Source organism: Photobacterium sp. MCCC 1A19761 (assembly GCF_037389125.1).
Classification (GTDB): domain Bacteria; phylum Pseudomonadota; class Gammaproteobacteria; order Enterobacterales; family Vibrionaceae; genus Photobacterium.
Genome location: NZ_JAZGTF010000002.1, coordinates 60,071 through 74,566, shown reverse-complemented (window position 1 = coordinate 74,566; position 14,496 = coordinate 60,071). Strand labels below are relative to the sequence as shown.

Sequence of the window (14,496 nt, the reverse complement as noted above, 5' to 3'; positions counted from 1 at the left end):
AGAATAAAACAGCCAGCTTGACGCTGGCTGTTTTTATTTTCGGCGTATGGATATGGTTAAAGCGCACCCGGTAAATCGCTAATAAACATCTTCCGTTTTCTCCCGCGAAACTTCTTTCGGTTTTTCCAGTTGCTGGTGGTGACTGGGTTTATAGACAAACCGACGGCGCTGAATTTTCTGATGTTGATCCCGACCCAGCATCAGCAAGCAAGGGGTGAGGATCAGGGTCAGCAGGGTCGCGAAGGTCAAACCGCCGGCAACCGCCGTGGCCAGCTGCGACCACCATTGGGTACTCGGCGCGCCGAATTCCACTTTCCGGCCGATCAAGTCGATGTTCATTTCCAGAACCATCGGTAGCAGCCCGAGAATTGTGGTGATGGTGGTCAACAGCACCGGGCGCAAACGTTGGGCACCGGTGTGCATGATCGCCACGGTTTTCTCGTAGCCCTGCTTACGAAGTTGGTTATAGGTGTCAATCAACACGATGTTGTTGTTGACCACAATCCCGGCCAGTGAGATCACCCCGATCCCGGACATAATGACGCCAAACGGCCGCTGGAAAATCAGCAATCCGAGGAAGACGCCCACGGTTGAGAACAGCACCGCACTCAGGATCAGAAAAGCCTGGTAGAAGCTATTGAACTGAGTGACCAGGATCAGCCCCATCACGGCCAGCGCTACGACAAATGCAGTTTGCAGGAATTGCTGGGAGGCCGCCTGTTCTTCGTTCTGCCCGCGAATTTCAACCGTCACACCAGCTGCAATCGGCATTTGATCAAGGGCTGCCTGAATGTTGGGGATTTCCAGGCTCAGGTTGAAACCCGGTGCCATATCCGCCATCACCTGAACTACCCGCTTTCCGTCTATCCGGCTGATGGTATGTTGCTTCGGTGACGGCGTGATGCTGGAGAAGTTGGTGATCGGCACCAACCCGTACTGGGTTTTGATCCGCAATTCGTTGAACTGACCGATATCCCGTTTATCTTGCGGATAACGGACCAGGATATCGACTTCTTCGTCGGTATCGTTGGGCAGGTATTCGCCGATTTTTAACCCGTTGGTGACGAACTGAACCGTGTTGCCGACCAGGGTGGCATCCCCGCCGAAGCGGGCGGCATCATCCCGGGCGATATTAATCTCCCAGTCGATCCCCGGTTTGTTGTCTGAGTCAGAGATATTGGTAAACGCGGGCTGGGACTCGATCCAGCGGCGGACCTGCTGAACGGTCTGCGACATCTCAGCGCTGTTGGTGCCGCTGACCTCAATTAACAGATCATGCTCACTTGGTGGTCCGGCATCCGGGGAGGTAAATTCCAGCTCAATCCCGGCCAGATCGGCCGTTTTCTCCCGTAGCTCAGCAATGATGTCTTTAATCGGCGGGCGGTATTGCCAGTCAAGCGGGTTGATCTGGATATGGCCGATTTGATCATCCCCTCCGGTTCGGGTGTAGACGCTGCTAATCCCCTCGGTGCCGATTACGCGGGCCTCGACTTGTTGCATCAACAGATCTTTTTCATAGATGGACAAATCGCCCTGTGAACGAGCCTTAATCGTGAAGTGCGGTGGATCGACGTCCGGGAAGAAAACCACGCCCAGTCCGGCCTTGGCATAGGCGACAGCGACCACAACGGTAAAGGCTAATGCTCCCAGTAAGATCTTCACCGGATGGCGGAGCGCCAGATTCAGGCTGTTGAGGTAGAGCCGGGTGAGGCCAGTCGCTTGGTCAAACTGACCGTTCTCCACAGCAATTTGCCGCTGTTGCTGTTTCGGGCTGATATATTGCGGCTTGCCGAACACACTGCCGAGCACCGGCACGAACAGCATGGCCATGACCAGAGACGCACTCAGGGTCGCGATGAGCGTGAGTGGCAGGTAGCGCATGAACTCCCCGGTGGTATCCGGCCAGAACAGCATGGGCGCAAAGGCTGCCAGGGTGGTCGCGGTTGAGGCCGTGATCGGCCAGGCCATGCGTTTGGCTGCTTCCTGGTACGCCTGTTTGCGCGGAATGTTCTCCTGCATTCGCCGGTCGGCATATTCGGTGACCACGATGGCGCCGTCGACCAGCATCCCGACCGCCATGATCAGCGAAAACAGCACCACAATGTTGATGGTCACGCCGCTCACGGCCAGGACCAGCAAACCGGTGAGGAAAGAGCCGGGGATCGAGATCCCGACCAGCAGTGCCGTGCGGGCACCGAGGATCGCCAGGATCACGATCACCACCAAGATGATCGCCGACAGGATGTTGTTCTGGAGATCCACCAACATGGTTTTGACATCCTTGGATTGATCCAGGGTGTATTCCACCAGCAGGTTATCGGGCCAGTCATCTAACTGCTGGGCTTCCGCCATCACCGCTTTGACAATGTCGACCGTCTCAATGATGTTTTCCCCGGCCCGTTTTTTCACATCCAACACCACTGCGGGTTGGCCGTTCAGGCGGGCAAAGCTGTCGGGATCACGAAATGCCCGGCGCACGGTGGCGATGTCTCCGAAGGTGATCACGGTGTTGCCTTCGACTTTGATCGGCAACTCGAGAATATCTTTCAGGGAGTCGAAGACGGAAGGGACCTTCACGGAGAAACGGCCGTATCCGCTGTCGATATAACCGGCGGCGACCACCCGGTTGTTCCGGGCCACCAGGTTGAATACGTCAGCCTGATCCAGGCCGTAGCTTTCCATCAGTAGGGGTTCAACCACCACTTCGACGACATCTTCCCGGTCTCCGGCAATATCGACTTCCAATACCTGGCGATAACTCTCCAGCTCATCCTGAAGTTTGCGGGCGATCTGGACGATAGTCCGCTCGGGGACGGTACCGTAGAGCACCATGGACAAGACCGGGTCAAAACTGGCGATGGTGATCTCTTTGACTTTCGGCTCGTCACTGTCGCTGGGCAGTTTCACCTTGGCCAGATCCACCGCCTCGCGCACATCGGTCAGGGCCTCTTCGATATCGATCCCGGCATTGAATTCCAGAACAACCGAGGCATAGCCTTCGGCTGCGGTGGCTTCCATTTCTTTGATGCCTTCAATGGTGCGCAGTTCTTTCTCCAGCGGACGTACCAGTAGCCGCTCGGCATCTTCCGGACTGATCCCTTCATGGGTGACCGAGGTGTAAATGACCGGGATCGTAATGTCGGGGTTTGATTCTTTGGGCATCAAGCGATACATGATGGCCCCGGCGATCAGAATGAGGATCAGCAGGGTGATCATGGTTCGGGAGCGGCTGAGCGCCGCATCGATTAACGTCAGCATTACTTCGCCTCCGCCTGTCGTACCGGGATCACGCTTTCACCATCACGAACGAATCCCTGGCCCACAGTGATCACCGACACTTGCTTGCCGACGCCGTCGAGCCAGATGCCGTCAGGCTCGACTTTGACGATTGAAATCGGTACGAAGCTGACTTTGTTGTCATCAGCCAGCGTTTTGATCCCTAAGTTACCGGCTTCATCGAGCGCCAGCATGGAAGGGCTGACTTTGATGGCTTCCAGGGTATCCAGTACCAGCTCGACACTGGCGCTGGCACCAGCGTTCAGGCGCATGTCCGGGTTGGGGATTTCAATTTCAATAGCAAAGGTGTTGGTTTGCGGGTCGGCCACCGAGGCCTGATACCGCAGTTCCCCCTTGGTTTTCGCGCCATCCACCAGGGTAATATTGGCATCCAGTCCGCTCCGGATGTTCTGGATGTGGCGTTCGCTGACATCTGCGCTAATCACCAGCGGGTTGAGATCGACGATGGTCGCGACCGGATCGCCTATGCCGAGGTAATCGCCTTTCTCAACCAGCAATTTTTCGATAATCCCGTCAAAAGGCGCGGTGATGACGGTATCTTCCAGCGCCAGTTCCAGGTTGCGAACCGTGGCCTTGGCTTCAATCAGTGCTGCTTCGGCCTGGCTCAGGGCAACTTCGCCTTGCAGTCCTTTGGCGCGCAGCGAGCGTGAGGCGTTGAACTCTTTCTCTCGAACCCGAAGCTGCGCCTGGGCCCGTTTCAGTTGCAGCTCACGGTCGGCTTTGTCGAGCCGGAGCAGCGGCTGGCCTTCAGTGACGCGTTGCCCTTTGCGGATCTGGAGGGATTCCACTGCGCCAGCCACCTGGGCTGCCAGGGTCGCTTCGCGATCCGGCGCCGTGCGACCATAGAGGACGATGACTTTTTGTGTCGGGCTGGCCTGAAATTGTTCCACCACAACTTTTGCCAGCGGCGGCGCCGAGGACTGTTGCGTGTCTTTGGCACTCTCTGGTTTTTCGGCATCAACCGTCGTACGTCCGCTGAGAAGCCAGAGGGCGATGATCAGGATAACAAACAGGGAGATAATCCAGGGTTTTCTGGAGAGCACTTTTTTTAACGGCAACATCAGCAACTGTCCTTGTGGAAGATACGGCGCGGGCATACGCGGCACAGATTATTGTTAGTTTACAGCCTGACTGTCGACCTTGATAAGGTATTCAAGTTGCTTATGTGTTTTGTTTCATTTGTTTTTTTGCGTGATGTCTCAAATATTGTGAGATGAAAATTAACAGTGAGCGGGCGTTGGTCGCCATTCAGGGCTGAGGCATTCTTGAGTATGCAAAATGATGAAGGAACATATCACGATCTCTGTCTCCTCGGCGCATGGTTCCAGACACTTCCGGGTCGGGAAAAAAATCCGTCATGGCGTATGGGGCACCGGGGTGCTGGCGTTAATCTCCGGTATATTCGCAGTGGGCACCATTCTGTATCTGCAGACGGCGCTGGAGGCAGCGACAGAGAAACAACAGGCGTTGGCGCAACAGTCCCGTGAGGTTCTCGACCAACTGGCCGAGTTGCAGCAGCAACGGGCCGATTTGGAGGGGGCGCTGGACGACAAGGATTTGCGCTTAACTCTGGTGTCAGAGCGCCTGGATCAGTTGGAGCTGGTTCTCGGGGGCGATTCCGGGGGGCTGAAAACGCTGGAGGATCGGCTGGATGTGGCTGCGATTAATTCGGTGGTGCGAAGAATTGTGCTCGATACGCTGCCCAGCGGCTCGCCGGTGAAAGATGCCAGACGCTCTTCACGATTTGGTGTACGCAAGCACCCGGTGACCGGGCTGAAGCGAATGCACCAGGGACTTGATTTTGCCGTGAATACCGGTACGCCGGTATATGCGCCGGCCGATGGTGTGGTGTCGGCGGTCCGACCGAGCCAGAAGGGTTCGGGCAACTACTTGCGACTGCGACATGCATTTGGATTTACCTCTTCCTATTCCCACCTGAAAAAATTCGCTGTCCGCAATGGTGACTTTGTCAACAAAGGGGACTTGATTGCCTATTCTGGCAATTCCGGGCTTTCTTCCGGTCCTCATCTGCATTACGAAGTTCGGTTTGTCGGTCGGGCATTGGATCCGGCACCGTTTGTGGACTGGGAAATGGATAACTTTGAACAGATATTTGAGAAAGAGAGGAACGTGAAATGGGTTTCTTTAATAAACAAGGTGACGCAGCGGGTCAGTCTGCAGGTACAACTCTCATCGCAGAAGGATGCTTTATCCAGGGAGAGCTCCAGTTAGCGTGTAATATGCAGGTTGACGGAATGATCGAAGGGAAGATCTGCCTGGAGAAAAACCTTATGGTCAGTCGTAAAGGCCGACTGAAAGGGGAGATTCAGGCTGACAAAATTGTGGTGAACGGTTTGGTCGAAGGCACCTGCCGGGCCAACGTGATGGAAATCCTTGAAAACGGGGTGGTCTCCGGCACGATTTACTGTGACAACCTAAGCATTGAGCGGGGGGGAAAGTTCCTGGGCACCACCCATGCGACTGAGCAGGAGCAGGTGGTGGCACTGATCCCGAAAGAAAAAGCTGTGAATTCCAAATCCTGATCAAACTGTTGATAATGCTCGTTTTATAGAAGTTTGAACTTGTTCTATCCTAGCAGTTACAGTCATTCACCAAAGCGTCCGCCGCTGATTTAACGGGGTGGCGCGATGCTTCTGGTGTTGCATTTGATGATGATTGAAGGAAGAGCAGGGCTGCGAATGGCAGAAACGAAAAGAGATCGCAGGTTGAAGCAGCTCCATGCGCTTCTGGCGGGTCGGGAAAAGATACATTTAAAAGAGGCAGCCCAACAACTGGGGGTGTCTGAAATGACCATTCGGCGGGATTTCAGCGACCCCTGCGAGCTGGTGAGTCTGATTGGCGGGTATATCGTCAGCAAGCCAAGAAATCAGCCGGGCGGTCGCTATATCTTGCAGGAGGAGACCGGGAATCACGTCCAGGAAAAGCAACTGATTGGCTCCATGGCTGCGGCTTACGTGGCCGAAAATCAGACCATTTTCTTTGATAACGGGACGACCAATATTCACTTGATTGCGGCGATTGACGAGCAGATCTCGTTTACCGGGGTCTGTTTTTCCCTCAATACGTTTATGGCCTTGAAAAAAAAGGCCAACTGTACCGCGATTCTGTGTGGCGGGGAGTATGATCCCCAGCACGACAATTTTTACCCGCTCGGGGATCAGAGCGAAATCGATAACCTGCGGTTTGATTTGATGTTTGTCTCTGCGGCCGGGGTGGATGTGGCCATGGGGATCACCTGTTATTCCTACAAAGAGCTGCCGTATAAGCGAAAGGCTATTCGCCAATCGCGGCAAAAAATTCTGCTGGCGGATCACAGCAAACTGGGTACCGTGAAATCGGCGTTTGTTTGTGATTTGAAGCAAATGGATCAGTTTATTTGCGATGCGGATATTCCGCTCGCTTACCAGGAGTGCGTCCTTGGTTCCGGAGCGCAGTAAGCCTTACTTCACCGATGTCGTCGGGTTTTGACCGCTTTACTGCGGGAGGTGTAAGCAAAAAAAAGAGGCCGGAAGTCGGCCTCTTTGCGTGATGGGATTTGCTCCCTTGTCTTGCTTAACGTGGCTTAGCGCTTATTACGGCGTAGGAAGCCAAGGCCCAGCATCGATAGCAGACCAAACAGGCCGAATGAACCGCCGCTGCCGTCATATGGCTGAACAGTGGTTTTCGGGGTCAGCGAATCACGTTTAATGACGGTGACCTGCATGGTGCGAGTCGCTTCTGTTGTAGCCGCTTTGGTCAGCGGGTTGACCAATTCCATGGTTACCGTGTAATCACCTGGCTTGATGCCGTTGACATCAAACATCACGGTCTGGTCGCCGCTCTCTTTCAGGGTGACTGACGGCAGCGCTACGTTGGTCATGTCCGCCGGTGCCGGGGAGAACGAAATCTTGGCAATTTGCCCCGCTGTTCCGCCTTTCACCGGGTAGGCCACTTCGATTCGGTCACTCTTACTCGCCAGGATCACACGCTCGCCTGCGGTTTCACCGTAGCCATAACCCAGGGCGATAATCGCGGAATCATGGTCAGAAGAGCGGAATGCATTGGCACTGTAGAGGCGGTCGATAACCGTTGAGCTGCCCTTGTTCTTATGCTTGTAATCAAACAGTGGCGACTCGGAAGAGTTAATATGCCAGTCGGTGGCATCCAACAGTTTGGTTTCCAGGGTTTTGGTGATCAGGACATGATCCAGAGAGCCGATTTCATCATTGAACGAATAGCTCCAGCTGGTACGTTTATTGGCTTCATCTTTCAGGGATACGGCATTGATATAACCATAGCCTTTGGTGATGACGCCACCGTTCTCACCAAACTGAGGCTTATAGCCAATGAAAGTATCGCGAGCGGCTTTCAGGGTTTTCCCGGCAGGGATTGTTGTCAGCACCAGCATCGGGTCTTCCTGAGCGTAAGAGTTCATGTCGCCCATGACGACTCGATCGCCACCGATTTTAGCCATTTCTTTACCTAGGTGATCAGCGGCTGCGACCCGGAAGTTTTCGCAAGAGCCCTGGAAGTCATCATCTTTGACATCGTCTTTTGCCGGATCAAAGTTGTCCCATTTCTCCCAGCCCTGCCAGTCTTCCCAACAAGTTGAACCTTTGGATTTCAGGTGGTTGACGGCCACGGTCAGTTTCTTACCGGTATTGTTCACCCAGAAGGTGGCAGCCACGGTATCACGCTGGTAGTTCTTACCGCTCTCACGGATTTCGCCTTTGCTGTCGACGATTGCAGCGCCGTTCTCATCGGTGATCATCGGTGCCTTCTGGTATGGCATCGGGATGACTTTCGAGAATTCCAGCGTCACCTTGCTCGGGCGGTAGAGCAGGCCGGATGAAATCGCATCGCCGCCGATGGCGTCCAGGTCGTCCAGCAGGGCGTTGCCGTCAGAGTCGAAACCAACGAAAACATACTTGTTTTCAATCGAGTTCTTGCCATGGCGCGCAGAGTAGCGTTCGTCGGTGTATTTCTCGTTTACTGCGTTGACCAGCTCCGTGATGGCGCTGTAGTCGCCAAAACCGTTGTTTTCGATTTCCATCAGGCCGATGATATCGGCATCCAGGCCATAAATGGCTTCAACAATTTTATCTCTCTGCTTGGTGTATTCAATCTCACTCTTGGCGCCCCGGTTATCCCCGTGCTGGTTATCCGCGCCGCCGTATGGCGAGTTGAAAAAGTTCAGCACGTTTTGGGTTGCAATTCGGATTGGGAATTGCTCGAACGTGGTTTCATCGTTCAGCTCGGGTGAGGAGGTCCGCGGCGTATTGCGGATAATGTAAGGATTCGTGTTGCCATCAGGTAACTTTCCAGGCTGGATAGCGAGCTCAATATTATTGGTTGGGACAAGACGGAACTCACCTTTTTTGTAGGTGATCATCCCTTCCAGGCCGACAATACTGTCATTTACCCGAATGTAGTCCTTGTGCGGGTTATCCTGGAATTTCGGGTAATACGGGATTTCGCCGCTTGGCGCTTTCTGGTCGCTATCGACGAACAGGCGGAAGTTACGGTTCTGGCTGGCCTGAAGTTGCGATTCCACGCTGCCCGCGACATGGTGCTGATTCGGCTGCATGTTCGGACGGGTGTAAGCCAGCACCATATTGTCTCGGCGGCTGTCATAGTCGTAGCTGAAGGTCCGCGACACTCGCATGTCCTGGTCGCCTTCTTGGCTGGCATCCATATCTTTCGGCAGCTTGACCTTCATGCCTTCAAAACGCTCCAACGTGGCGCGGAAGTCCTCTTTGTCTGTTGTGATGCGGGTCAGATCAACAGCTGCTGGCGCGGTGGTGCTGTCATCCACCACTTCCCACTGATCATCTGTCGGCAGAATCTGTGTCAGGCCATAAGCTTCCTCAACTTTACCAATCACACAAACGGTTTTGCCGACCAGGCTTTCATCCACATAAGCCTTTGTGGCGACAAAAACGCCGTCTGAAGTCAGTTCATTGCCATCGCTTTGATACAGATAGAAGCCTTTCATCAGGCTGCTGCCCACCGCGCTGACTACGCCATCAATTTGATATTCGCTGTCGCTGATATATTTACCGTCGGCAAGCAGCGGCGAGCGGAATCCCGCCCCCTGGATTTCGCCAATTGTTTTGGTTTCAAACTTACCACTGGCATCTGTACATGGGGTCGGGACAGGGGGTTGATCAGAAAGGGTCGGATCGCCCAGGCCTGAGAAATCATCCTTTGCTAACTGTGCCCAGTCGCCACCCTTATAAGTTGCGCTCGGCATGGTGGCGGTTTTCACGCGGCGAAGGGTTTTGTCAGCGCCCCAGAAATTGCCTTTTACCCCAATGATATCGTGAACCTGAGTCGCATCATTGGCGTTTGCCAGTAAGACGGCATCATCACCATTGAAATTTAATGAGTTAAACTTAATTTCAGTGTAAGAGCCGGTGAGTACAAGAGTGCTGTTATTTGTTGTCACCGCGTCCTTTAGATCTTGACTGGCGGCACCATTGACAATAACCACAGATTTATTTGCCGGAACTGTGATGCCTTTTAAAATTGGATTTTTGTTCTTATCCTGTACCGGATTCGTGTGCTGGCCATCGGAATAGTAAAGTGCAATGGTGTCGTCAAAGGTAAAGTCGATATTTCCGAGGTTGGTCAGTTCAATGGCTTTGTTATTAGAAGAGCCTTCGACATACTCGGAAATAATAATATCGTTGATATCCGCCAGCACAGGGGCGGAGAGGGCGGTGGCAATGGCCGCAGAGAGGACAGTAATTTTCTTATTCATTGTGAGTTCTCATTCGTCAGTCGCAGATAGCGTATTCACAAAATGTTTAGAAGTAGACACGGGCGTAGGCGTAGGCATCCTGGGCCGCTTCGCCGACGTTACCTTCGATCGCGATCACCGAGGAGCGGGTTGGCTTGAAGTTCACGCCCAGGGTGCCCCAGGTACGGCTGTTGCCCCAGTCGGTGTTCTTACCGTCCCAGAATTCACTGTCCGCTTCCCACTTCTCATAAGATTCGTAGTTTGCCGAACCCACAAATTCCCATTGTTCGGTCAGAATGTATTTGGCAGAGACCAGCGCACCCTCGTTCTTTAAGGTCTGGTAGTCGTTAAAGGCGTAAACCTTGTTGTTCGGGTCCGTTGCATCAACGGTTGTTTTCGACTGGGCAATATCTTCTTCTTCGTAGAAGGCATTGAGGCCGAACAGCAGGCTGTCGGTCAGGGCAAAGCGCATACCAAAGCCGACGAGTCGCTGCTCACCATATTTCGATTCGCCTTCAGAGCCGGCACGACCTTCCAGCCCCACCACAGCAGAGAAGCGGTCGCCGAAGTAGCCAAGATAACCGTTCACCACGTCACCCAGCAGGGCACCGGAAGACGACTGGGCGTTGTAACTGTATGAGGTACCCAGTTTCACGCTGCCATAAGTCCCTTCATATTTGACGGTGGCATCCTGATCGCCTGCTTCACCGGTTTCGACCGTGGTGTCAAACGTAAAGTCGCCCCACTTGTCGTAGTCGTCGAAGGCGGTGTCGGTCAGGCCGAATTCAACGTAGTGGTAGTCATTCAGGATGTAGCCCAGGTACAGCTTGTCGATGCTGAGCACCATATCGCCGGAGCCGTAGGCCCAGTTTTCACGCTCGTAGTCGACTTCAAGGCGGTACTGAAGATCGCCGTTGTTGCCTTTAACCCCGAGTGTGGCGAATGAATCGTCAATGTAGCCCTGATCGGCATAGAACTCGCCGTATTCGTAGTTGGCACCGAAGTGTCCGCCAACGCCGACTTCACCATACAGGTTCATGGCATTACCTTGCTCGTCCTGGTAGATCTTGGCTGCATGTGCGCTGGATGCGCAGAGCAGGGCAGAAACGAGTGCCGCAAGTTTGGTTTTGTGAGCCGTTGTCATTTTCATTATTTGACCTTAGAAAGTGTTAGATTTTTAACATTGAATCGCAAATAACTGTTTATATGCTCACACTTAGAGTAATTACTCGCAATCGGTTGCTTTTGGAATTGTGATAACTGTCAACAATATGCCTTTGTAGAATAGAAACCATGTGATTACATTCTGTTTAAAATGTGATTATTTTCACGCAACTAACATCAGTCGATGGCCATCTGATGACGGCATCGTTACGTAGACATGGCATGGCTATGCACTGAAGCAGAGATGAAATTTCGTGGAATGGCGGAAGCGACACTACTATTGATGGAGCACCCTCTTTTTAGTTGTGGAAAACGATGAAGATTTTCTGTCTTGGCGGTTGTGAAACGGTCACGGGATCGAAATTCCTGGTGGAAACCCAAACCACCCGGATTCTGGTCGATTGTGGTTTGTATCAGGGGTACAAATGGTTGCGTCGGCGGAACTGGCAGCCGCAACTGTTTGATATCGATAAATTGGACGCCATTGTGCTGACCCATGCGCATTTGGATCATTCCGGTTTTATTCCGGTGCTCTATAAGCGCGGGTACCGGGGACCGGTGATTACGCACAGTGCGACGAAAGAGCTCTGCGGGATTTTGTTGGCCGATAGTGGACACTTGCAGGAAGAAGATGCGAATTTTTATCACAAGCATCAGCTAAGTAAGCACGAAAATCCGGAGCCACTCTATGATCGGCCGACCGCGGAAGCGTCGATGGCGCTGTTTCAGTCGGTCAATTACGAGGAAACATTCGAGGTCGGGGATATTCGGCTTCGACTGCAAAATGCCGGACATATTCTCGGTGCGGCCAGCGTGATCCTGCAGGCGGAAGGCAAGGTGATCGGATTCTCCGGAGATGTCGGGCGCCCGGATGACATTCTGATGCGCCCGCCGGAACCGCTGCCGACTCTGGATATGTTGTTTCTGGAGTCCACATACGGGAACCGGCGGCATGATGCAGGCGATCCGATGACCGCACTGGCCGATGTGGTGAATCGTACGGCGCAGAAGGGGGGAACCCTGCTGATCCCCAGCTTCGCGGTCGGGCGTGCTCAAACTTTGCTGCACATGTTATCGCGACTGATGGCCGACAAGCGGATCCCCAAACTACCGACTTACCTTGACAGCCCGATGGCGATTGATGTGTCCGATATTTACTGCCGATACGCAGTGGAGCATAAGCTGAATCCGGATCAATGCCATGCAATGTGCAACGTCGCAGTGTTCACCCGCACGGTGGATGAATCGAAGATGATTGCTGAAAAGCAGGGACCGATGATTATTATTGCCGGTAGCGGCATGGTCACTGGCGGGCGGATTCTGCATCACATGAAGCAGCGATTGTCGGATCACCGTACCACCGTTTTGTTTGTCGGTTACCAGGCCGGGGGGACCCGCGGCGCCAAAATGCTGGAAGGTGCCGAGCACATTAAAATCCACGGGGATTGGGTCGCAAACAAGGCCGAAGTTGAAGTGATCGAAGGTTTGTCGGGGCACGGGGATTATGTCGATATCATCACGTGGCTGAAACGTTCTTCTTTACGCCACAACACCCCCATCCAGCTAATTCACGGCGACCCGGATGCCCTCGAAGGGATGCGGGATCACTTGCAACAAACGACCAAGTACCGGGTCGATATTGCCGGATACCAGAGCATTGTGACCATTTAACCGGAGATCAGGGACGCGGGTGAGCCCGTGTGGGGCATACATCAAGGATGCTGTTGAGATCCGATGGGTCATGGATAACCACAACATGAGGTGCCGAACCGTATGGAGAAGAAGCATCTGCTGACTGCAATGAAAATGGGGATTGATACTCACCAGGAGCCGGTGGTCTATATGCGGAGTGACTGTCATATCTGTCGCGCCGAGGGGCTGGTGGCCAGCTCCAGGGTTGCGGTCGAATCGGATGGGCAGGTGATTATTGCGACACTGAATGTGGTGGCGAAGCACGTGATGCCGCACCATCATATCGGTTTTTCTGATGTAGCCTTTCAACGCCTGGGGGTTGCCAATGGCGATCAGGTCCAGGTGAAGCATGTTCCCTTAGTGCCCTCACTGAGCGCGTTGCGGAAGAAAATTTATGGCCATGAACTCAATGATCGGGATATCCGCTCCATCATTTCGGACATCCGGGCTCACCATTACAGTGATATCGAGATTGCCAGCTTTCTGACAGCTTGTGCCGGTCAGCGGCTGAGTTCCATTGAGATTATTGCGCTGACGCGTGCGATGGTCGATTGCGGCAAACGGCTGACATGGCCGGGGCATGAGCGGGTCTTTGATAAGCACTGTGTCGGCGGGCTGCCGGGTAATCGGACGACACCCCTGGTGGTTGCGATTGTCAGTGCCGCCGGATTGGTGATCCCGAAAACCTCCTCGCGGGCAATCACGTCACCTGCCGGAACGGCAGATACTATGGAAACTCTGACGACGGTGGATCTGAAACTGACACAGTTACAAACCGTGGTGGAGCAAACCGGCGCCTGTCTGGCCTGGGGTGGGGCAGTGAGCCTGAGTCCGGTAGATGAAGTGTTGATCCGGGTAGAGCGGGCGCTGGATCTGGATGGTGAAGGACAACTGATTGCATCGGTGCTGTCGAAAAAAATTGCTGCTGGTTCTACCCATGTGTTGATCGATATTCCGGTCGGCGAGACGGCTAAAGTACGGAACCAGGAGGATGCCTATCGGCTGGCGGAGCTCTTCCCGTTGGTCGGTTTGGCGCTCGGCCTGAATGTTCGCTGCGTGATCACCGATGGTAGTCACCCGATTGGGTTGGGCATTGGTCCGGCGGAGGAAGCCCGGGAGATCCTGGCCATCCTTAAAGGCGACGTCGGGCCGACCAGTGAGCTCAGGACACGGGCGCTACAGTTGTCAGCTGAGCTGCTCGACTTTGCGTTTGGTGAGGGGCTGGATGCCGCGTTGGCTCAGGCTACCCAGCTTCTGGATAGCGGGGCTGCCTGGGCGCAGTTTGAACGAATTCTTCAGGCGCAAGGCCCGGTAAAAATCCCACCGACAGCAAAACATCAGCAGGTTCAGTATGCCCGGCGCAGTGGCAGGGTGTTGCGGATTGATAATCGTCGCCTGGCCCGGTTAGCGAAGTTGGCCGGGGCACCGAATGAAGCCAGCGCAGGCCTGCGGTTTCATGTGTCTGTGGGGGATTGGGTCGAGGAAGGGGCGCCGCTGTTCACCCTGTTGACGCAAAGCCTGGGCGAGCGGGATTATGCTTTGGCGTACTACCGGGAAAATTTGGATATGTTTGTGATTACAGATGGCTTGTAATGGAGGTG

9 protein-coding genes are annotated in these 14,496 nt (G+C 53.9%); 5 read left to right on the top strand and 4 right to left on the bottom strand.

Annotated elements, in window-relative coordinates:
• Positions 1-78: 78 nt before the first annotated feature.
• Both VV869_RS03075 and VV869_RS03070 read right to left on the bottom strand, forming a co-directional pair.
• Positions 79-3,258 carry an efflux RND transporter permease subunit gene (locus tag VV869_RS03075; RefSeq protein WP_337733521.1) on the bottom strand — a complete coding sequence of 1,060 codons (3,180 nt, stop codon included), beginning with the start codon at positions 3,256-3,258 and terminating at the stop codon, positions 79-81.
• On the bottom strand, positions 3,258-4,358 hold the full coding sequence (locus VV869_RS03070; RefSeq protein ID WP_337733520.1) for an efflux RND transporter periplasmic adaptor subunit: 1,101 nt from the start codon (positions 4,356-4,358) through the stop codon (positions 3,258-3,260). Before VV869_RS03070 ends, VV869_RS03075 begins: the two co-directional genes overlap by 1 nt.
• A gap of 220 nt (positions 4,359-4,578) precedes the next feature.
• Between VV869_RS03070 and VV869_RS03065 the strand changes: the two genes are divergently transcribed.
• The 3 genes from VV869_RS03065 (at position 4,579) to deoR (ending at position 6,755) form a co-directional block, all read left to right on the top strand.
• Positions 4,579-5,529 (top strand): M23 family metallopeptidase, encoded by a 951-nt coding sequence (locus VV869_RS03065; RefSeq protein WP_337733882.1) that lies wholly within the window; start codon positions 4,579-4,581, stop codon positions 5,527-5,529.
• Between the two features lie 8 nt (positions 5,530-5,537).
• Positions 5,538-5,840: a bactofilin family protein gene (locus tag VV869_RS03060; RefSeq protein WP_337733519.1), complete on the top strand. Its 303-nt coding sequence runs from the start codon at positions 5,538-5,540 to the stop codon at positions 5,838-5,840.
• A gap of 156 nt (positions 5,841-5,996) precedes the next feature.
• Entirely contained in the window at positions 5,997-6,755 is a 759-nt protein-coding gene (deoR, locus tag VV869_RS03055) for a DNA-binding transcriptional repressor DeoR (protein ID WP_337733518.1), read from the top strand.
• 125 nt (positions 6,756-6,880) lie between these two features.
• On the opposite strand, the gene VV869_RS03050 is transcribed toward deoR, so the two are convergent.
• Together VV869_RS03050 and VV869_RS03045 are read right to left on the bottom strand one after the other, a co-directional pair.
• Positions 6,881-10,060 carry an ExeM/NucH family extracellular endonuclease gene (locus VV869_RS03050; protein WP_337733517.1) on the bottom strand — a complete coding sequence of 1,060 codons (3,180 nt, stop codon included), beginning with the start codon at positions 10,058-10,060 and terminating at the stop codon, positions 6,881-6,883.
• 46 nt (positions 10,061-10,106) lie between these two features.
• Complete coding sequence (locus VV869_RS03045) at positions 10,107-11,189, bottom strand: porin (RefSeq protein WP_337733516.1); 1,083 nt, start codon at positions 11,187-11,189, stop codon at positions 10,107-10,109.
• Positions 11,190-11,518: 329 nt separating this feature from the next.
• Between VV869_RS03045 and VV869_RS03040 the strand changes: the two genes are divergently transcribed.
• Positions 11,519-12,874, top strand: a complete 1,356-nt coding sequence (locus tag VV869_RS03040; RefSeq protein ID WP_337733515.1) for an MBL fold metallo-hydrolase — start codon at positions 11,519-11,521, stop codon at positions 12,872-12,874.
• 102 nt (positions 12,875-12,976) lie between these two features.
• Positions 12,977-14,488 (top strand): thymidine phosphorylase family protein, encoded by a 1,512-nt coding sequence (locus VV869_RS03035; protein WP_337733514.1) that lies wholly within the window; start codon positions 12,977-12,979, stop codon positions 14,486-14,488.
• Positions 14,489-14,496: the final 8 nt, after the last annotated feature.

Bases quoted from the DNA above. Each gene is read 5' to 3' on its own strand.
- VV869_RS03075 (WP_337733521.1), bottom strand. From the start codon at position 3,258: ATGCTGACGTTAATCGATGCGGCGCTCAGCCGCTCCCGAACCATGATC.
- VV869_RS03070 (WP_337733520.1), bottom strand. From the start codon at position 4,358: ATGTTGCCGTTAAAAAAAGTGCTCTCCAGAAAACCCTGGATTATCTCC.
- VV869_RS03065 (WP_337733882.1), top strand. From the start codon at position 4,579: ATGAAGGAACATATCACGATCTCTGTCTCCTCGGCGCATGGTTCCAGA.
- VV869_RS03060 (WP_337733519.1), top strand. From the start codon at position 5,538: ATGCAGGTTGACGGAATGATCGAAGGGAAGATCTGCCTGGAGAAAAAC.
- deoR (WP_337733518.1), top strand. From the start codon at position 5,997: ATGGCAGAAACGAAAAGAGATCGCAGGTTGAAGCAGCTCCATGCGCTT.
- VV869_RS03050 (WP_337733517.1), bottom strand. From the start codon at position 10,060: ATGAATAAGAAAATTACTGTCCTCTCTGCGGCCATTGCCACCGCCCTC.
- VV869_RS03045 (WP_337733516.1), bottom strand. From the start codon at position 11,189: ATGAAAATGACAACGGCTCACAAAACCAAACTTGCGGCACTCGTTTCT.
- VV869_RS03040 (WP_337733515.1), top strand. From the start codon at position 11,519: ATGAAGATTTTCTGTCTTGGCGGTTGTGAAACGGTCACGGGATCGAAA.
- VV869_RS03035 (WP_337733514.1), top strand. From the start codon at position 12,977: ATGGAGAAGAAGCATCTGCTGACTGCAATGAAAATGGGGATTGATACT.